Here is an 18,393-nt window from a genome sequence, read left to right on the forward strand (position 1 = left end):
AACGGCTCCTGAGAGATCAGGTCATACGACGGCCGGCCGTTCCTGGTTCGCCCCACAGACCAGTTCACGCCGGGCTCGCATGAAGGGGCGTGGACGGTCCACCGAGAGGACCGCGGTCGTACGGCCGTCCCGTTCGTACAGAGCGAGGAACCCGTCCTCGGCCGGCGCTCCGTCGGAGAGTTCACCTTCGACGATACGCACCGTGTCCCCGCCTGACGCCGGACGACGAACTGGATGCGTGCGCCGTACTGGTCCGACCAGAATGGACGAGTGCGCGGCGGGGATGTCGATCGTCCAGGAGGAGTCCTTCGGTCCGGTGCTCACCGTGGAGCGCTTCAGCGGCGAGGACCAGGCGGTGCGGCTCGCGAACGGCACGATCTACGGCCTCGCCGACGCCGTGTGGACGAGCGACGAGGCGAAGGCGGCGCGTGTGGCGGCCGCGCTGCGCCTGGGCACGGTGTGGATCAACGACTACCACCCCTATGTCCCACAGGCCGGGTGGGGTGGCTTCAAGCAGTCCGGCTTCGGCCGCGAACTCGGGCCCTCCGGGCTCGCCGAGTACCGCGAGACGAAGCACATCTGGCGCAACACCAATCCCACACCGCAGGGGTGGTTCGCCTCACTCTCGGGTAACAGCACGCTCAACACCTGTCCCTGATCACGACATCCCCACGAGCCACTCCCTCCCCCCTTCCCCGGCCCACGAGGAGTCCGCTCATGTCAGCAACGGAGCAACCGACCACTCCACACAGTCAAGACGACGCCGAACTCGCCGAGTTCGGCTACAAACCCGAACTCAAGCGCACGCTCGGCAACTTCCACACCTTCGCCGCCGGGATCAGCTACATCTCGATCCTGACCGGCACCTTCCAGCTGTTCTACTTCGGCTACGGCAGCGGCGGCCCCGCCTACTGGTGGTCGTGGCCGATGGTCTTCGTCGGCCAGTTCATGGTCGCCCTCTGCTTCGCGGAGCTGGCCGCCCGGTATCCCGTCGCGGGGTCCGTCTACAACTGGTCGAAGAAGATCGGCAATCCGCATCTGGGGTGGCTCGCCGGCTGGATGATGTTGATCGCGTCCATAGTGTCCATATCGGCCGTGGCGCTGGCCTACCAGTTGACGCTCCCCCAGATCTCGTCGGCCTTCCAGCTCGTGGGCGACGGCACCGGCACGTACGACGTGGCGACCAACGCGGTCATCCTGGCCGCGGTGTTGATCCTCTTCACCACCTTGGTGAACGCCGTCGGAGTCAAGTTGATGGCGAGGATCAACACCGCGGGCGTGTTCATCGAGTTGATCGCCACTGTCGTATTGATCGTCCTGTTCGCCGTCCACATCACCCGCGGCCCGCAGGTGGTCATGGAGACGAACGGCACCAGCGCGGGTTACGGCGCCGGATACCTGGGCGCCTTCCTGGTGGCCTCACTGGCGTCCGCGTACGTCATGTACGGCTTCGACACGGCCTCCTCCCTCGGTGAGGAGTGCCTGGACCCGTCACGCAACGCGCCGCGTGCCATCATCCGTGCCATCGTGGCCTCCTTCGTCCTCGGCGGCCTGATCCTGCTGCTCGCGCTGATGAGCGTCTCCAGCCTGAACGGCGAGGAGCTGTCCACGGACGGCCTCCAGTACGTCGTGCTGAACGTCCTCGGCCCGACGGCCGGCAAGGCCATGCTGTGGTGCGTGCTGATCGCCGTCACGGTGTGCGCCCTGGCGGTCCACACGGCGGCGATCCGGCTGGCGTTCGCGATGGCGCGGGACAACAACCTCCCAGCCTCGTCGAAGCTGGCGAAGGTCAGCCCGCGCTTCCAGACACCGATCCTGCCGACCGTGATCATCGGCGTCCTGGCGCTCGCCATCCTGGTGGTCAACATCCGCCAGCCGCAGATCTTCACCGTCGTCACCAGCATCGGCATCATCATGATCTACCTCGCCTACCTCGGGGTCACCGCGCCGATGCTGGTGGCGCGACTGCGCGGCAAGTGGCAGCCGGCGGGCGACGGCAAGTTCTCCCTGGGCCGGTGGGGGCTGTTGGTCAACATCGTCGCCGTGGTGTGGGGCGCTGCCATGACCCTCAACCTGATCTGGCCGCGCGCCTCGGTCTACAACGCGACGGCTCCGTACCACTGGTATCTGCGATGGGGCGCGGTGCTGTTCGTCGCGGTCATCGCGGGCGGCGGCTTCGCCTACTACTGGTTCGTCCAGCGGCACCGCACCGGCGTCCTCGCCGAACACAGCCTGGAGACCCCGGCCACGCCCACCGAGGAGGTCGACTCCGCATGACTGTCGACGAGTTCGACGCCCGCGGTGCCGCCGGTGCTGGGCGGCTGCTCCTCGCACAACTCCTGCATCGCCTTCCGGGCCCCGGCCGAGGACCTCGACGACTGGGCGGCCGCGGGCTGTACGGGCTGGAGCGCGGCCGACGTCTTCCCGCTCTACCGGCGGCTGGAGAACAACGACGCTCCCGGCGACCACCACGGCCGCACCGGCCCGGTGAAACTGCGCACGCTGAAGGGCGCGGACCCGTGCGGCACGGCCCTGTTGGAGGCCTGCGCGCAGGCCGGGATCCCCACGGTCGGCTTCAACACCGGGACGACGGTGGGCCGCGGCGCCAACTGGTTCCAAATCAACTCCGACGAGAACTACGTCCGCCAGTCCTCGTCCGTGGCGTATCTCCACCCGGTCATGGGCAAGCGGCGGAACGTAGAGGTCCGTACGGGCGTACGCGCCAAGAAGCTGGTCCTCGACGGACGGCGCTGCGTGGGCGCCGAGTATCTGGACCCGGACCTGATCCACGCGCGGACGGTACGGGCCCGGCGCGAGGTGATCGTCTTCTGCGGGGCGATCGACTCGCCGAAGCTGCAGATGCTGTCGGGCATCGGCCCGGCCGAGCAGCTGCGTGAGGTCGGCGTCGAGGTCGTGGTCGATGCGGCCGGCGTGGGCGAGAACCTCCAGGACCACCCCGAGGGCGTCATCATGTGGGAGGCCCGGCAGCCGATGACCACCATGTCCAGCCAGTGGTGCCAGGCCGGCATCTTCTACGACACCGAACCCGGCCTGGACCAACCGGACCTGATGTTCCACTACGCCTCGGTGCCGTTCGACATGAACACCGCCCGGCACGGCTACCCGACGTCGGAGAACGCCTTATGCCTCACCCCGAACGTCACGCGCGCGAAGTCACGCGGGACGGTGCGGCTGCGGACGCGGGACTACCGGGACAAGCCGACGGTGGATCCGCAGTCCTTCACGCACGAGCACACGCACGAGCACGAGGTGCGGGTGATGACGTACGGGCTGAGGCTGGCGCGTCGCATCGCCGCGCAGCCCGCGCTCGGCGGCTGGGCGGGCGCCGAGCTGGCGCCCGGCCCGGACGTGTGGACCGGCGTGCATCACGACGATGATGATCGGCGAGAAGTGCGCGGACCTGCTGAAGGCCGACGCCTGAGAACTCGCCTCAGAGGGCGTTGCTCGCGGGCTTCTTGTACATACGCGTCGCCGTGATCTCGCTGTGCACCGCCTCCCCCGCCCGGGGCTGCTGGGGCAGTCCCGGGCGGAGGTGTTCCTCCACGCTGATGTACTTCAGGCCCGCCCTGAGGTCGGCGTCGTTGCGCAGTCGGATGACCAGCGGGAACTCGGCCAGCGCGGTCGTGTCGAACAGACCGGTGGTGTAGAGGAGCTGGACGCCGAGCGCGTCCGACACCGCGCGCTGGAGTTCCAGCAGGTAGGTGGCGTTGGCGCGGCCGATCGGGTTGTCGAGGAACAGGGTCCCGGCATGCCGGTGCTTGTCCCGGCCCCGGTCGTTCGAACGCAGCGCGGCCATCGTGCAGTACAGGGCGATGGCCGCCGTGAGCAGCTGACCGCCCGAGAACACGTCGCCCATCTGTCCCACGGGCACGCGCTCGGCCCGCAGCACCGCGTCCGGCTTGAGGATCTCGACGGCGACGCCCTTCGGCTGGAGGGCCGCGGCGACGCCGCGCAGCAGCAGGGACATGCCGTCGCGCCGCAGGTCCGAGTTCTTCTTCACCGCGGCACGAGTCGCCTCGTCGATGACCTCGCCCAGCCGTTCGGTGAGAGTGGCCTGGTCGGGCTCCTCGAAGCGGATACGCAGGAACTCCTGCCCGGACCACTCGCCGAGGCCCTCGGGGAGCCGGGACAGCCGCTGGGCGGACCGCAGGGTGGTCAGCGCCGACTCGACCAGGCCCCTGAGCCGGTCCACGATCGAGTCGCGGTTGCGCTCCAGCTGCGCCAACTCGTCGGTGAGCACGCGGAGCCGGGGCGCGAAGGCGTCCGCCCACTTCTGCGCGTGCTCGGGCAGCGCGGAGGCGGGCAGCTCGCGGATCTGCTGGCGGGCGGGCGTGCGGACCTGCTCGTAGCGGGTGGAGTTGGCGTGCCGTACGAGCACGTCGCTCGCCTCGCGTACGGCGGTCTCGGCGGCGGAGAGGTCGGCGGCACAGCCGCGCAGCGACCGGCGGGCCTCGGCGGCGGACTGCCGGGCCTCCTCCGGGCTGCCGGGGTACGGCTCCGGCGTCTCCTGCTCCTCGTCCGAGGTGTGCTCGCGCAGCAGGTCGCGCAGCATCGCGGCGATCTCGTCGAAGCCGCCGGCCGCGTCCTCGGCGGCCCGGTGCGCGTCGAGGAGCTCGGCGTGGGCCTCGCGGGCCCGTGTCAACGCCTCGGTGCGGGAGGCGAGTTCGGCGGTCGCCGTGCGCAGCAGGGCCTGCGCGTGCTCGGCGTCACGCGGCTGGAGTTCCTCGGACAGCTCGGTGTGCGCCTCGCCGTCCTCGGGCGCGTGCCGCTCGGCCTCGCCACGCAGCCTTCCGAGCTGCTCCATCGCGCTGGACATGCGGGTCTCCAGGAGCTGGACCAGCTCCTCCGCGCGCGTGGCGGCCGCTTGCCGGGAGGGCCCGTCGGAGCCGTCGGGCGACTGAAGGAGCTGTTCGGCGCGGGTACGGACCTTGTTACTCAGCCGGTCCAGCTCCGCGCGGGCCGCGCTCTCGTCGCTCTCCGCTCGGGCCTGCTCGGCCCGCAGATCGGCGCCGACGCCGACCTTCTCGTACACCTGGGAGGCGGCCCGGTACGCCTCGCGCAGCGCGGGCAGGGACGACCTCGGGGCATCGGCGTCGGCGTCCGTGTCCGGTACGTCGTCGGGGGCGCCCGCGATCTCCGAGCGCTCGGCGCGCAGGGCACGTGCGGTGCGGCGCGCGTCGTCGGCTGCGCGCTGGGCGGCACGGCGGTCCTCGTCGGCGGCGCGGGCGCGCTCCAGGCACACCTGGGCGCGGGCCTCGGACTCGGTGGCCTCGTCGGCGAGTTCACGCAGCTTGACCTGCCAGCCGGACCGCTCGCGCAGCCGGAAGGCGAGTCCGGCGAGGGCGTCGGCGGCGCGCCGGGCCTTCTGTGCGGCCTCCTGCCGCTCGTCACGGACCTGGGCGGCCTCGGCGGCGGCTTCGTCGGCCTCGGCCCGCACCGTCCGCGCCTCGGCCAGCTCGGCCTCGGACTCCTCGGCGAACGCGCGCGTGTCCCGGGCGGTCTGCGCCAGTTCCACCAGGTGGCCGGCCGGGCAGCCGGTCCGCCAGGAGGCGAGCCGCGCCGCCAGTTCCCGGTCCTTGCCGAGCCGGGCGGCGAGCGTACGGATCTCCTCGTCCCGCTCGGTCGCCCGCGCGCGCAGCGCCTGCCGCTCCTCGTCGGCGGCGTGCTCGTCGTGCATGGCCGGGTTCGGCGGTACGAGGAAGACGTCCCCGCTCTGGGAGTCGGGCGCCGGGGTCGGGGCGAGCAGGGCCGCCGCCGTGCCGACCGCGACGGCCGAGCGGGGCAGCAGCGCCGCGTCGCCGAGCGCCTCGCGGGCACGCGCGTGTGTGTCCGGGTCGGTGATGATCACGCCGTCGACCAGTTCGGGCCGGGCGGCCAGCACGCGCGCGTGGTCGGCGGGGTCGACGGCCTGCGCGAGATAGCGCCAGCCGGGCAGGGCCGGGATGCCCTGCTCGCCGAGGAACTCCACGGTGGCCAGCACGTCCGGGCCGGGCGGCAGCAGCCCGCCGTCGCCGAGCGCGCCCAGGATCCGGGAGTCGTCGGCGGCTGCCGTCCGCAGCTCGAAGAGCTGCCGCTCGGCGGCGGAGACGGCGTCGTCGAGGAGTTCACGCAGCTCGTCGGCGAACCGGTCGAGGTCCTCGGGCGTCAGGCCGCCTTCGGCGGCGGCACCCGAGGCGGCCTCCAGCCCGCCGTCGCGCGCGGGTGTGGCCCCCTTGCCGTCGTCACCACTGCGCGGAGCGGGCACGGCACCGCGCCGCGCGCCAAGATCGCCGGTCTCCCCGAAATCGCCGGTCAGACCGATCAGTTCGGCCAGCCGCTCCTCCGCCGCCAGCCCCTCGGTGAGACGGCGCTCGGCGTCGTAGGAACGCTCAGCGGCGGTCGCCGCGTCCGCCGCGCGGGCCGCCGTCAGCTCCGCGCGGGACTCGGTGGAGGCCGCTTCGCGCGCGTGCTCCGAGGCGCGCCGCGACGCCTCGCGGGCGGTGTCCCAGGCGGCGACGGCTGACTTCTCGGCGTCGCTCGCCGCGAGGGCCGCGCGGGCCGGGTCGGCGTCGGGCGCGCTGTCGTCGAGCCAGCCCGCGCGCACGGCCTCGGCGGTCTCCTGCTCGACCTCGGACAGCCGCTGCTTCAGATGCCCGACCTCGCTGCGGGCCCGCTGTGCCTCGGTGGCGGCGGCGGTGGAGTCCCGGTAGGCGGAGTCGCTGACCTCCTGGAGGGCGGCGGACCGCTCCTCCTCCTCGTTGGCGAGTGCCTCGGCTCCCTGAGCGGCCGCTTGCAGGGCCCGTACAAGATCGACGGCGGCCTTGGCGCGGGCGGCCAGCGCTGGGGCCGCGTCCCGCTCGGCCTCCTGGATCGCGGCGGCCACGCGGGCGACGCGGTCGGCGGCGGCGCGGTGGCGCAGGGCGGTCTCGGCGGCCTGCCAGGCGGAGTGCAGCGTGCGTGCCTCGGCGAGTTCGCGCTTCTGCGCGGCCGCCGTCTTCTCGGCCGCCGCGAGCGCCAACGAGGCGTGCCGGTAGGCGAGTTCGGCGGCGATCAGCGCGCTGCGCTCCCGCGCCGCCTCCGAGTGGGTGACGGCGTACGCGGCGGCGGTGACCCGCTGGGCGAGGTCGCCCGCCCGGACGCGCTCCTGGACACCGCGTGCGGACAGCCGCCGGGCCAGGGTCCGGGTCCGCCGCTCGGCTCCGGCGTGGATGTCACGCGCGCGTGCACGGGTCTCGGCGGCCTCGACGATCCGCCCGAGCAGGTCGACCGACCCACCGGTGAAGTCCCGTTCGGCGATCAGCTCGGCGCGCCGGCCCAGCTTGTTGCCGAAGCCGCTGACCAGGTCGGCGAGGCCGTCGGTGTCGCGGGTGTCGGTCACGGCCCGCAGCAGCAGGTCGGTGAAGTCGGAGTCCTTCTTGACCGCGAAGAGCCCGGCGGCCTCACCTTCGTCGGCGTTCATCTCCCGCTGGTAGCGGAAGAGTTCGGGGTCGAGCCCGAGGTCGCCGAGGTGCTCGATCCAGCGGTCGTGGATCTCCTCCCAGTGCACCTCCAGGTGCGGGTAGGCCTTGCCCGCCTCGGTGATGGCGTCCCGGAAGCCCTTCATGGTGCGGCGTCGGCCCTGGGCGCCCGACTGGCCCTCGACAGGCGGCCGTACGGCGGTCGACTCGGCGACGGGCAGGTTGTCCAGGCTCAGCCCGGGTCCCGGCCGGAAGGAGTACCAGGCCTCGGCGAACTTGCGCGGGTCGTTGGAGACCTGGCGTCCGCGCCACTCGCTGACCTTGCCGACGACGACGCACTCTCCGGTGAGCGTGTGCTGCCACTCCAGCGCGACATGCCCGCAGTCGTCGGCGAGCAGGAACTTGCGCAGCACTCCGGAGCTGGCGCCGCCGAGGGTGTTGCGGTGGCCCGGCAGCATCACGGAGAAGATCAGCTTGAGCAGGACCGACTTGCCGCCGCCGTTCTCCAGGAAGAGCACGCCGGCGGGAGCGGGCCGGCGCGGCGGCCCGACGGGCTCCTCCTCGAAGAACTCCGCCTGCGTGGGCGCGGGATCGGGCACGGGCTCACCGACACCGCGCAGGTCCAGCACGGTGTCGGCGTAGCGCGCACCGGCCGGCCCGATGGAGTAGAGGCGGACCCGGGACAGCTCGTACATGGCGGACTCTCGTAAGTCTTCGGCTAGGTCTTGGGCGGATCAGGGGCGGTCGGGGATGCAGGCGAACAGGACTCGGGGCGAGGGCACTCAGGCGGAGTGGAACGGCAGCCCGGCGTCGGCCACCAGGTCCAGGTCCTCCGTGTCCTCGGCGGCCAGCAGCGTCGGAGTGCCGTCGGTGACCGGGACCACGCCCAGCTCCAGCAGTTCGGCCATGGCCGCGCCGCCCGCCATGTCACGCACCTGGAGCTGGTAGCGGGCCGTGGTGCGGTACGTGCCGCCGTTGTCGTCGCCGGTGCGCTGGAGGAAGCCGGAGTCGGTGAGGAAGGCGGCCGCCTTGCCGACGATGCCGGTGGTGGAACCGGCGAGTCTGCGCGCGGCCTTGGTGGCACCGGTCGCGCTGCGTCTCACCCAGATCCGCCAGGCGGCCTCCAGACCGGGCGCGTCCGTCGCCGGGTCGGTGTTCTCGCCCTGCTCGTCGGCGCGCTCCTCCAGCCGCCGGCACGCCTGCCGTACGAAGGCGTCGACGCCGTTGACCGTGACGCGTCCGATGTAGCCGTCGTCGGCGAGGTCCTCGGGCCGGGGGAACGCCATCGCGGCGATGGCGAGATGGGCCAGGCCGTGCAGGAAACGGTCGCCGCCGTCGGCGGAGGTACGACGCGCGTAGTCGCCCATGCGGACGGCGAACACGGAGTCCTCGGCGGCCGTCACGGCCATCCCCGCGCGCGGGGACACTTCCAGCACGACCAGTCCGAGCCCGGCGGCGACGGCGTCCGCGAGCCGGGCGAACGGCGGGTCCTCCCGGTACCGCCGCAACAGTTCCGCGTACTCCTGGTCCCGCGCGGGCTGCAGCTTCGGCTGGAGGCCGAAGGCGACCAGCCGGGCCGCGTCGGCGGCGTCGGCGGGGGTGACGGCGGCGGTCGCCGATGGGGCGGGGGCCTCCGTGTCACTCCATTCGACGTGCTCGCTCACGGTCGGTGCTCCTTGCTGCGCTGTCGCTCACTCATGCTGCTTCCGTCCTGTCCGCCGCCATCCCGGCCGCGTCCAGCAGGGCCGTACCGACGATGAGGTCGGCTCCGCCGAACTCCGGATCGTCCAGCTCGGTCCCGTCGTCCACGGCGAACAGCAGCTTCTCCTCGCCCTGCCGGTAGGCCGTGCCGACCGGTGGGCTGGCCGCGTGAACGGCCAGCAGCGCGACGAGGTAGGGCAGATCGGGGTCCTGTCGACGTGCCTGGGCCAGCAGTCCGGAGAGTCTGCGCGGTGCGTCGGCCGGCAGGTCGAGCAGCTCCATCGCCGCGGCCAGCTGCTCCTCGCTGAACCGGCTGTCGTCCGGCGTCGCGATGAGGTCGGGCTCGGGCATCTCGGCGCCCAGGTGCTCCCGCTCCACGGGCGGCGTCAGCAGTATGTCGACGAGATCGCCCACCCGCACCGAAACCGGCGTACGCAACCCGGTCCCGCGCGCGAAGAAGGCGTCCGTGACCCGGACGGACTGCTCCAGGGGCAACGGCAGGACGGGGGCGACGAGATGGCCGTACAGGTCGATGCCCGATGTCGTCATCGGTGTCGCGAAGGCCTGCCGGTCCTGTTCGGCGCGGAAGAGCGGGCCGGCCTCCAGCAGGCGGGACTGCAACTGCGTGTGGCGTCGGATGCAGTCCTTGACGATGTCGACCAGCTCGGCGGCGCGCCGCTTGTGCTCCGGGTCCTCGGTCTCGTCGCGGGCCTTGCGGATGTTGGTGAGGATCGCGTTCTCGTGACGGTACCGGTCGGCCACGTGGTCGAGTGCCTCGGCGATCATGTCCGGCACCGCGTTCAGCCAGTCGACCGCGCGGACGTTGCGGCGGGTCGCGTCCAGGGCCCTGCGGAGCGTCTCGGAGTACTGCACGGTGCGGTACCGGGCCTGTTCGGCGGCCAGCTGGGCGTCGGCGAGGCGGCCGCGGTTGATCAGCACCTCCAGCTTGACCTCGGCGGCGATCTGGGCGCTGGTGACATCGGTGTCGAGGGCGCCGACCAGGACGTTGACCGCCTCGTCCGTCGTGCGGAGGTACACCGTGCCGCCCGGTCCCGGCACCTCCTCGATCAGCTTGAAGTCGTAGTCCCGGCGGACATAGCTGCCGTCCGGCGCGAAGGTGCCGTACACGGCGCGGAAGCCGCGGTCCACGCTGCCGACGTTGATCAGGTTCTCCAGGACCCAGCGGGCCACCCGCTCGTGCTCGGCGACCGGGCGGTGCGGGGCCTGGGCGGCGATGCGCGGGATGAGCCGGGCGACGACCTGATCGTGGTCGGCGCCCGTGTCGAAGTCCATGTTCAGGGTGACCAGGTCGATGGCGGCGAGGGCCACCTCGGCCATGCCGTACACCGAGTACTCGCCGGCGAGGTTGGCCTTGCGGGCGTCCAGGTCGTGCAGCGGCGCGGTGCACGCGAGCGCGCGCAGCCGCCGCGCCAGGCCCTCGTCGGCGGCCGGGCCCGGAGCCGGGCGCGGTCCCGCGCTGAGCTGGGGCGGAACACGGTCCGTCGATGCAGGCGAAGTCACGGTGCACAGACTAGGTCCTGGGTCTGACATCGACCCAAACGGAAGCGCTCCGCCGGGTGAGCCGGGGGCTGCGGGTCGCGGGGGGGGTGCGGGTCATCGCTTGCCTGCGGGCCGTCCGTGGTTGCTCGCGCCCGCGCGGCGGAACCGCATGTCGACGCAGCCCCGCGCCCCTACGAGGCGCCCGTCACCCGGCGCCGGTAGACCTCCACGACCCGGTCCAGCGAATCGTCGAGGTAGACCGCGAGCAGCTTCTCGGCCTCGCCCTTGTCGCCCGCCTCCAGGGCCCGAAGGATCTCCCGGTTGCGCGCGAGGTACGGCTCGTGCAGCCGACGCGGATCGTCCACCACGTGGAAGGCCAGGCGCAGCTCCGCGAAGACGCTGCGCATCAGCTCGTCCGTGCGGGCGCTCCCCGCGAGGGCGACCAGCTCCCGGTGGAAGTGGATATTGGCCGTACCCACACCTTTCCAGTCATCCTCGGCGGACGCCCGGCGGCCCTCCCCGACGGCCGCCGCGAGGCTGTCCAGAGCGTACGGCGGCTCACCTAGACCCCGTACGACGGCACACTCGACGAGGCGTCGGGTGCGGTAGATGTCCTCGACGTCCTCCACGGCGAGGACCCGGACGAACACGCCCCGGTTCAGCTCGTGCACCAGCAGCCGTTCATGGGTGAGCAGCCGGAACGCCTCGCGCAGTGTGTTGCGGGACACACCGAGCGCCCCTCCGATGCTGTCTTCCGACAGCCGCGTGCCGGGCGGGAAGAACCCTTCGGCGATACGGCTCCTGAGGATGTCCGAGACCCGTTCCGCGGTGCTCGTGCGGCCCAGGAGGGCACGGTCGTCGGCCAGTCCGCCCAGCTGCTCTGCCATGCCCGGAATTCAACCGCAGAGACGAGAACGAAACAACAGGGGTATTGAAGGATCGTTCAACGATCCTCTACCTTGCTGCTCACCGTTCAGCTCAGTCCCGCACCCTCCGTCCCTCTCTGCGAGGTGCCCATGAGCACGCCCCCGCCACCGAAGGCCCTGCCCGACGCCTACTCCACCGCCGGTGAACGCACCGCTGACGAACGCACCGCTGACGAACACGCCGCCGACGACGGCGCGTTGGCCTGGCTGCGCGCCCTGGGTCCGCGCGGCCGCCGCGCCTTCGCGGGCGCTTTCGGCGGCTATGCCCTGGATTCGTACGACTACTTCACACTGCCGCTCAGCATGGTCGCGCTCGCCGCGTACTTCGGTCTGGACAGCGGCCAGACCGGCCTGTTCACCACCGTCACGCTGGTGGTCTCCGCGGTCGGCGGCGCCCTCGCTGGCGTGCTGGCCGACCGGATCGGCCGGGTCAGGGCGCTGATGATCACGGTCGTCACGTACGCGGTCTTCACCGTCGCCTGCGGCTTCGCGCCCAACTACGAGACGCTGCTGGTCTTCCGCGCCCTCCAGGGCCTCGGCTTCGGCGGCGAGTGGGCGGTCGGCGCGATCCTGGTCGCCGAGTACGCGAGCGCCAAGCACCGGGGCCGCACCCTCGGCGCGATCCAGAGCTCCTGGGCCGTCGGCTGGGCTCTGGCCGCGATCATGTACACCCTGGTCTTCTCGCTCGCCGACGACGACCTGGCCTGGCGCGTGATGTTCTGGACCGGCGCGCTGCCCGCCCTGCTGGTCATCTGGATGCGGCGCCGGGTGCACGACGCGCCGGAGGCGGTGGCCGTACGCGAACAGAGCCCGCAGAAGGGCTCGTTCACGGCCATCTTCAAGCCCGGCCTGTTGCGGACAACGGTCTTCGCGGGGCTACTCTCCACCGGCGTCCAGGGTGGCTACTACACGCTGGCCACCTGGGTGCCGACGTATCTGAAGACCGAGCGCGACCTGTCGGTCGTCGGCACCGGCGGCTATCTGACGTTCCTGATCTCGGGCGCCTTCATCGGCTACCTGACTGGTGGTTATCTCACCGACCGGCTGGGCCGCCGGCGCAACATCTGGCTGTTCGCGCTGCTGTCGGCCGTCTGCATCCTGGCGTACGCGAACATCCCGGACGGCGCCAACACCCTGCTCCTCGTACTCGGTTTCCCGCTCGGGTTCTGCATGTCGGCGATCTTCAGCGGCTTCGGGTCCTACCTGAGCGAGCTGTACCCGACGGCGGTGCGCGGCACGGGACAGGGCTTCACGTACAACACCGGCCGCGCGGTCGGCGCCGTCTTCCCCACCACGGTCGGCTTCCTCGCCGACAGCTGGGGCGTGGGCGGCGCGCTGGTCTTCGGCGCGATCGGCTACGGCATCGCTGCGCTGGCCCTGCTCGGGCTGCCGGAGACGCGCGGGAAGGAGCTGGTGTGAACCGCACGGAGGCCCGCCCGGTCACTCCCCCGACGGCGGACCGGCCCGTTACCGCCGTCGACGAGCACGCGCACGCGTGGAGCCCCGCGACCGCCCGCGACCGCTTCCGGGCGGGCCTCACGGGCCCCACGGCCGGGGTCGCCGCCGGGCACACCCAGGTCAACCTGATCTCGGTGCCCGCCGACTGGGCGTACGACATGCTGCTGTTCTGCCAGCGCAACCCCAAGCCCTGCCCGGTCCTCGACGTCACGGACGCCGGTTCCTGGACCACCGTCCTCGCGGACGGCGCCGACCTGCGCACGGATCTGCCGCGCTACCGGGTGTGGCGGGACGGCGAGTTGGTGGAGGAGCCCACGGACGTGCGTGCGCACTGGCGGGGCGATCTGGTGTCGTTCCTGATCGGGTGCAGTTTCACCTTCGAGTCGGCGCTGGCCGGGGCGGGCGTCCCGATCCGCCATGTCGAGCAGGGCCGTAACGTCCCGATGTACGTCACGACTCGGCAGTGCCGCCCGGCAGGACGGCTGCACGGCCCGATGGTGGTGTCCATGCGCCCGGTGCCGCCGCAGCACGTGGCGGCAGCCCTGCGCGAGACGGGCCTGCTGCCCGCGGTGCACGGCGGCCCCGTGCACTGCGGCGATCCCTCGGCACTCGGCATCACCGACCTCGACCGTCCCGATTTCGGCGACCCGGTCGACTTGGAGACGGACGACATCCCGATGTTCTGGGCCTGCGGAGTGACCCCGCAGGCAGCCGTGACGGCCTCGCGCCCGCCGTTCGCCATCACCCACGCACCGGGCCAGATGTTCCTGACCGATGCCCGCGACGAGCAGTACCGCATCGTCGCCTGACCACAGGACTGAGGAAACGACACAACCATGACCTCGATCGATCTCAACGCCGACCTCGGCGAGGGCTTCGGCCGCTGGCAGCTCACCGACGACGAACGGCTGTTGTCCGTCGTCACGAGCGCCAACGTGGCCTGCGGCTTCCACGCCGGGGACGCGGCCACCATGCGGCGGGTGTGCGAGCAGGCGGCCGAGCGCGGCGTACGGATCGGCGCCCAGGTCTCCTACCGGGACCTGGCGGGGTTCGGGCGGCGCGCGATGGACGTGCCGCCCGCCGAGCTGATGGCCGAGGTGGCCTACCAGATCGGCGCCCTGGAGGTGTTCGCGCGAGCGGCGGGGACGCGCGTGTCGTACGTCAAACCGCACGGCGCGCTCTACAACCGGGTCGTGCACGACGAGGAGCAGGCCGGCGCGGTCGTCGACGGCGTGCTCCTGGCGGACGCCACGCTGCCCGTGCTCGGCCTGCCCGGCTCGCGGCTGCTGGACCTGGCCGCCAAGGCCGGACTCCCGCCCGTCGCGGAGGCGTTCGCGGACCGTGCGTACACCGAGCAGGGCACGCTCGTGCCGCGCGGCCAGGACGGCGCCGTGGTCACCGACCCGGGGGCCGTCGTGGAGCGCTCGGTGGGGCTGGCCCGCGCGGGCGTGGTCACCTCCCGCTCGGGGTCCCGGGTCGAGGTACGCGCGCGGTCCCTGTGCCTGCACGGGGACACGCCCGGGGCCGTCGAGCTGGCCCGCCGGGTGCGGGCGCGGCTGGAGGAGTCGGGTGTCAGGGTGGAGGCCTTCGTATGAGGGCGCTGCCCGTCGGCGATGACGCCCTGCTCGTCGAGGTGGCCTCGGGCGAGGAGGCCCGGGCGCTGCACACGGAGTTGCTGCGGCGCCGTGGCGAGGGCTCGCTGTCGGTCCGCGAGATCGTCCCCGCCGCCCGGACCGTCCTGCTCGACGGCCTCGCCGACCCGGCCCGGCTGGCCTCCGAACTGACCACCGCCGTGGTACCGCCCGCTCCCCCACGCGCGCGTGAGGTCGTCGAACTCCCGGTGCGCTACGACGGGCCCGACCTCGCCGACGTGGCCGCGCACTGGGGCGTCACCCCGCGCGAGGTGGCCCGTATCCACGCGGACACCGAGTTCAGTGTGGCCTTCTGCGGCTTCGCGCCCGGGTTCGGCTATCTGACGGGTCTGCCGCCGCGCTACGACGTCCCGCGCCGGGCCACCCCGCGCACGGCCGTCCCCGCCGGTGCGGTGGCGCTGGCGGGTCCGTACACGGGCGTGTACCCGCGCTCGTCGCCGGGCGGCTGGCAGCTGATCGGCACCACGGACAGCGTGCTGTGGGACCACACGCGCGTGCCGGCCGCGCTGCTGTCGCCGGGCACGCGCGTGCGCTTCGTTCCGGTGGGGAACTCATGACCGACCGCGCGCTCGGTGTCGTACGCGCCGGGGCACTCACCACCGTGCAGGACCTCGGCCGCCCCGGACACGCCCACCTCGGCGTGCCCCGCTCGGGCGCGCTGGACGGGCCGGCGGCGGCGCTGGTCAACCGGCTGGTCGGCAACGCCCCCGAGGCCGCCGTACTGGAGACCACGCTCAACGGCTGTGCGCTGCGGCCTCGTTCGGCGGTGACCGTCGCGGTCGGCGGTGCGCCCTGCCGTGTCACGGTCGACGGACGCCCGGTCGCCTGGGGCGCACCGCTGCGGGTGCCCGCCGGTGCGCTCCTGGACGTCGGCGCGGCCGTGTCGGGCGTACGGAGCTATGTGGCCGTCTCCGGCGGCATCGCCGTCGAGCCGGTCCTCGGCAGCCGCTCCACGGACCTCCTGTCCGGCCTGGGCCCACCGCCCCTCACGGACGGCACCGTGCTCCCCCTGGGCCGGGCGACGCGCCTGCACGCGCGCGTGGACGTCGCCCCGCAGCCCGCGCCGCCCGCCGAACTCGTCCTGCGCGTGACGCCGGGCCCGCGCGACGACTGGTTCACACCGGCGGCCGTGCGCGCCTTCACCTCCCGCGCGTACCGCGTGTCCCCCGCGAGCAACCGCATCGGGCTGCGCACCGAGGGCCCCGCACTGGAGCGGGCGGTCACCCGCGAACTCCCCAGCGAGGGCGTCGTCCTGGGCGCGGTCCAGGTCCCGCCCGACGGCCGTCCGGTCGTGTTCCTGGCCGACCATCCGACGACGGGCGGCTACCCGGTCGTCGCCGTCGTCCGCGCCGCCGACCTCCCGGCCGCCGCGCAGGCGGTACCGGGCACCCCGGTGCGCTTCGTGGCCGTACGGCGTCGCTGACCTCGCGCTCCGCCACGCACGCGTGCGCTACGCCGCCTCCGGCGCGGGCCGCTGCCCCGCGACCGAGCGCGGCCCTGGCACCGCCAACCCCTCCGGCAGGGACCACTGCCCCGACACCGACCGGGGCTCCGGTACGGGGCGCTCCAGCACGGGCCGTTCGATCACCGGCCGAGGCTCCGGCACGGGCCGCCGCTCCGGCACGGGCCCCGGCCCCGGCACGGCTCTCTGCTCCGGCAACGACATCCGCTGCTCCGGCACCGGCACCGGCACCGCCAGCGAGGCCAGTGCCGCGGACACCGACTGCGCCGCGCCCAGGTCGAGCCGGCCGCAGGTGCCCTTCGCACGGTGCCGCATCTCGGTGACGGCGAGGCGCAGCAGCTGGGGCAGCAGGTCGTTGCAGCGCCGGATCACCCAGGCGGTACCGGCGGTGGCCAGCCACAGCAGGCTCGCCGACCTGGTGGGCGGCGGGAACTCGGGCTCTGCCGAAGGCGCGGCCCCGGTCGCGATGCCCCGCTTCGCCAGCATCGCGTGGAAGCGCAGCGCCAGTTGCCGGTGCCCGCGCTCCCCGGGATGCAGCCGGTCCGAGCTCCACATCGCCGGATCGCCGATCCAGTCGTCGTCGACGGCGTGCAGATGCACGGCCCCGTACCGCTCGGACAGCGTGTGGACCACCGTGTTGACCGCCCGCTGCCGTCGGGCCAGCGGATTGCCCAGCACCCCCGGCAGCCCCAGCATCGTGCCCGGGTCGGGCAGACAGGCCGTGAGCACGGCGGTGCCCTGCCGGGCGAAGGACGCGTAGACCTTGTCGAGGCGTTCGGCGATCTTCTCGATGTCGTAGGTGCCGCGCAGCGTGTCGTTGACGCCCACGACGACGGACGCGACCTGCGGGCGCAGGGCCAGCGCGGCCGGCAGCTGGGTCTCCAGCACGTCCCGCGTCTGGGCCCCGCTGACGGCCAGATTGGTGAACTCGGCGGAGGGTTCGGACAGCCCGGCGGCGAGCAACGCGGCCCAGCCCCGCCACCCGTCCCCCACCGGATCGCCCACCCCCTCGGTCAGCGAGTCCCCGAGGGCGACGTACCGGAGCGGTCTCATGCCGCGCCCTCCGCACGCGCGAAGGGACGCACCGGCACCGCCGCGTCGTGCGCGGTGAGGAAGGCGTCCACCGCCGTGCCCCACCCGAAGCACTCCGCACGCGCGCGTGCCGCCTCCCGGCGCTCGCGCTCGGGACGGTCGAGCAGCGTCTCCACGGCGTCCGCGAAGGCGTCCCCGTCGTTGGCCGCGGTGGCCCCGGCCGAGCCGATCACCTCCGGCAGCGCGGACGACGAGCTCGCCACGACGGGTGTGCCGCAGGCCATGGCCTCCAAGGCGGCGAGCCCGAACGTCTCGGCGGGTCCGGGGGCCAGGCAGATGTCGGCGGACGCCTGGAGCGCGCCGAGCAGGCTGCGGTCGGCGACGTGCCCGAGGAAGGTCACCGGCAGGTCGCGCTCCTGCGCCCGCTGTTCGAGCCGGGCGCGCAAAGGACCGTTTCCGGCCACCACGAGCACCGCGCGCACCCCGCGTCCGCGCAGCGCCTCCAGGGCGTCCAGCGCGGTGCCGGGCCGCTTCTCCACGGAGAGCCGGGAGCACATCACGAGCAGCTTCTCGTCGGCACGCGCGTGTGTCTCGCGCAGCGCCGCGTCGCGCAGGGTGGGACGCCGGTTCATCAGATCGACGCCCAGCGGGGCCCGTACGACGTTGCGGGCGCCGATCCGCACGAACTCCCGCTCGGCGAACTCGGTGGTGCACACGACCTTGGAGTACGTGTGGGCCGTGCGGACGTTGAGGGCGTCGGCGGCGCGCCGGGACAGGTTCTCCGACAGGCCCCAGGTGCGCAGGACGCCGTCGGCGGTCTCGTGGGAGACCATCACGGCCGGCACCCGGGCCCGGCGGGCCCACCTGCCGGTCCAGCGCAGCGTGGTGCGGTCGGAGACCTCCAGGCGGTCGGGGGCGAGTTCCTCCAGCAGGGCCGCGACCCGGCGCTTGTCGATGAGCACGCGGTAGCCGCCGGTGCCGGGCAGCATCGGGCCGGGCAGGGTGATCACGCGGCCCTGCTCGGTCTCGCAGTCGCTGTACTTCTCGCCCGGCACCACGAGGACGGGGTCGTGGCCCGCCAGCTTGAAGCCCTTGCCGAGCTCGCGCAGCGCGGTCCGCAGCCCTCCGGAGGCCGGGGCGACGAAGTTCGCCAGCCGGACGATGCGCAGCGAGGCGTCGACCGGGGCGTTCGTGGAACTGTTCAT

11 protein-coding genes and 4 pseudogenes are annotated in these 18,393 nt (G+C 73.0%); 8 read left to right on the top strand and 7 right to left on the bottom strand.

Annotated features, from left to right (window positions below):
• Positions 1 to 21 precede the first annotated feature (21 nt).
• Positions 22 to 275: pseudogene (locus AQJ67_RS30090) on the bottom strand (oxidoreductase C-terminal domain-containing protein); the annotation flags it as partial.
• On the opposite strand from AQJ67_RS30090, the pseudogene AQJ67_RS30095 reads away from it, so the two are divergent.
• The 3 genes and pseudogenes from AQJ67_RS30095 to AQJ67_RS30105 form a co-directional block, all read left to right on the top strand.
• Positions 254 to 658, top strand: a pseudogene (locus AQJ67_RS30095) (aldehyde dehydrogenase family protein); the annotation flags it as partial. The pseudogenes AQJ67_RS30090 and AQJ67_RS30095 overlap by 22 nt on opposite strands.
• A 59-nt stretch (positions 659 to 717) precedes the next feature.
• Positions 718 to 2,277 carry an APC family permease gene (locus AQJ67_RS30100; RefSeq protein ID WP_062722496.1) on the top strand — a complete coding sequence of 520 codons (1,560 nt, stop codon included), beginning with the start codon at positions 718 to 720 and terminating at the stop codon, positions 2,275 to 2,277.
• A 33-nt stretch (positions 2,278 to 2,310) separates the two neighbouring features.
• Positions 2,311 to 3,442: pseudogene (locus tag AQJ67_RS30105) on the top strand (GMC family oxidoreductase); the annotation flags it as partial.
• A 9-nt stretch (positions 3,443 to 3,451) separates the two neighbouring features.
• On the opposite strand, the gene AQJ67_RS30110 reads toward AQJ67_RS30105, so the two are convergent.
• The 4 genes from AQJ67_RS30110 to AQJ67_RS30125 form a co-directional block, all read right to left on the bottom strand.
• Positions 3,452 to 8,152, bottom strand: coding sequence for a hypothetical protein (locus AQJ67_RS30110; protein WP_062722497.1), 4,701 nt, complete (start codon positions 8,150 to 8,152; stop codon positions 3,452 to 3,454).
• 87 nt (positions 8,153 to 8,239) lie between these two features.
• On the bottom strand, positions 8,240 to 9,121 hold the full coding sequence (locus tag AQJ67_RS30115) for a hypothetical protein (protein WP_062722498.1): 882 nt from the start codon (positions 9,119 to 9,121) through the stop codon (positions 8,240 to 8,242).
• Between the two features lie 31 nt (positions 9,122 to 9,152).
• On the bottom strand, positions 9,153 to 10,679 hold the full coding sequence (locus AQJ67_RS30120) for a hypothetical protein (RefSeq protein WP_062722499.1): 1,527 nt from the start codon (positions 10,677 to 10,679) through the stop codon (positions 9,153 to 9,155).
• A gap of 170 nt (positions 10,680 to 10,849) precedes the next feature.
• Positions 10,850 to 11,545, bottom strand: a complete 696-nt coding sequence (locus tag AQJ67_RS30125; RefSeq protein WP_062722500.1) for a GntR family transcriptional regulator — start codon at positions 11,543 to 11,545, stop codon at positions 10,850 to 10,852.
• 129 nt (positions 11,546 to 11,674) lie between these two features.
• Here AQJ67_RS30125 and AQJ67_RS30130 point away from each other — a divergent pair, with 129 nt between their 5' ends.
• Genes AQJ67_RS30130 through AQJ67_RS30150 form a run of 5 tightly spaced genes read left to right on the top strand, consistent with a single transcriptional unit; the run spans position 11,675 to position 16,117 of the window.
• Positions 11,675 to 13,003 (top strand): MFS transporter, encoded by a 1,329-nt coding sequence (locus AQJ67_RS30130; RefSeq protein WP_062722501.1) that lies wholly within the window; start codon positions 11,675 to 11,677, stop codon positions 13,001 to 13,003.
• Positions 13,000 to 13,851, top strand: a complete 852-nt coding sequence (locus AQJ67_RS30135) for a putative hydro-lyase (RefSeq protein ID WP_062722502.1) — start codon at positions 13,000 to 13,002, stop codon at positions 13,849 to 13,851. Before AQJ67_RS30130 ends, AQJ67_RS30135 begins: the two co-directional genes overlap by 4 nt.
• A 27-nt stretch (positions 13,852 to 13,878) precedes the next feature.
• The gene (locus AQJ67_RS30140; protein ID WP_062722503.1) at positions 13,879 to 14,637 is read left to right on the top strand and encodes a LamB/YcsF family protein; all 759 of its coding nucleotides are present in this window, start codon (positions 13,879 to 13,881) and stop codon (positions 14,635 to 14,637) included.
• Positions 14,634 to 15,251, top strand: coding sequence for a 5-oxoprolinase subunit B family protein (locus AQJ67_RS30145; protein WP_062722504.1), 618 nt, complete (start codon positions 14,634 to 14,636; stop codon positions 15,249 to 15,251). The genes AQJ67_RS30140 and AQJ67_RS30145 overlap by 4 nt, the downstream gene beginning before the upstream one ends.
• Positions 15,248 to 16,117, top strand: a complete 870-nt coding sequence (locus AQJ67_RS30150) for a 5-oxoprolinase subunit C family protein (protein WP_062722505.1) — start codon at positions 15,248 to 15,250, stop codon at positions 16,115 to 16,117. The genes AQJ67_RS30145 and AQJ67_RS30150 overlap by 4 nt, the downstream gene beginning before the upstream one ends.
• A gap of 249 nt (positions 16,118 to 16,366) precedes the next feature.
• Here the strand turns inward: AQJ67_RS30150 and AQJ67_RS30155 are convergent.
• A pseudogene (locus AQJ67_RS30155) lies at positions 16,367 to 17,209 on the bottom strand (SGNH/GDSL hydrolase family protein); the annotation flags it as partial.
• Positions 17,206 to 18,393, bottom strand: coding sequence for a glycosyltransferase (locus tag AQJ67_RS30160; RefSeq protein WP_062722777.1), 1,188 nt, complete (start codon positions 18,391 to 18,393; stop codon positions 17,206 to 17,208). The pseudogene AQJ67_RS30155 and the gene AQJ67_RS30160, both read right to left, overlap by 4 nt.

It is taken from the genome of Streptomyces caeruleatus (assembly GCF_001514235.1).
Classification (GTDB): Bacteria; Actinomycetota; Actinomycetes; order Streptomycetales; family Streptomycetaceae; genus Streptomyces; species Streptomyces caeruleatus.

What these genes read in the sequence shown, in the direction of transcription:
- AQJ67_RS30160 (WP_062722777.1), bottom strand. Translation starts at nt 18,393, where the DNA reads ATGAACAGTTCCACGAACGCCCCGGTCGACGCCTCGCTGCGCATCGTC.
- AQJ67_RS30140 (WP_062722503.1), top strand. Translation starts at nt 13,879, where the DNA reads ATGACCTCGATCGATCTCAACGCCGACCTCGGCGAGGGCTTCGGCCGC.
- AQJ67_RS30100 (WP_062722496.1), top strand. Translation starts at nt 718, where the DNA reads ATGTCAGCAACGGAGCAACCGACCACTCCACACAGTCAAGACGACGCC.
- AQJ67_RS30125 (WP_062722500.1), bottom strand. Translation starts at nt 11,545, where the DNA reads ATGGCAGAGCAGCTGGGCGGACTGGCCGACGACCGTGCCCTCCTGGGC.
- AQJ67_RS30150 (WP_062722505.1), top strand. Translation starts at nt 15,248, where the DNA reads ATGACCGACCGCGCGCTCGGTGTCGTACGCGCCGGGGCACTCACCACC.
- AQJ67_RS30145 (WP_062722504.1), top strand. Translation starts at nt 14,634, where the DNA reads ATGAGGGCGCTGCCCGTCGGCGATGACGCCCTGCTCGTCGAGGTGGCC.
- AQJ67_RS30110 (WP_062722497.1), bottom strand. Translation starts at nt 8,152, where the DNA reads ATGTACGAGCTGTCCCGGGTCCGCCTCTACTCCATCGGGCCGGCCGGT.
- AQJ67_RS30130 (WP_062722501.1), top strand. Translation starts at nt 11,675, where the DNA reads ATGAGCACGCCCCCGCCACCGAAGGCCCTGCCCGACGCCTACTCCACC.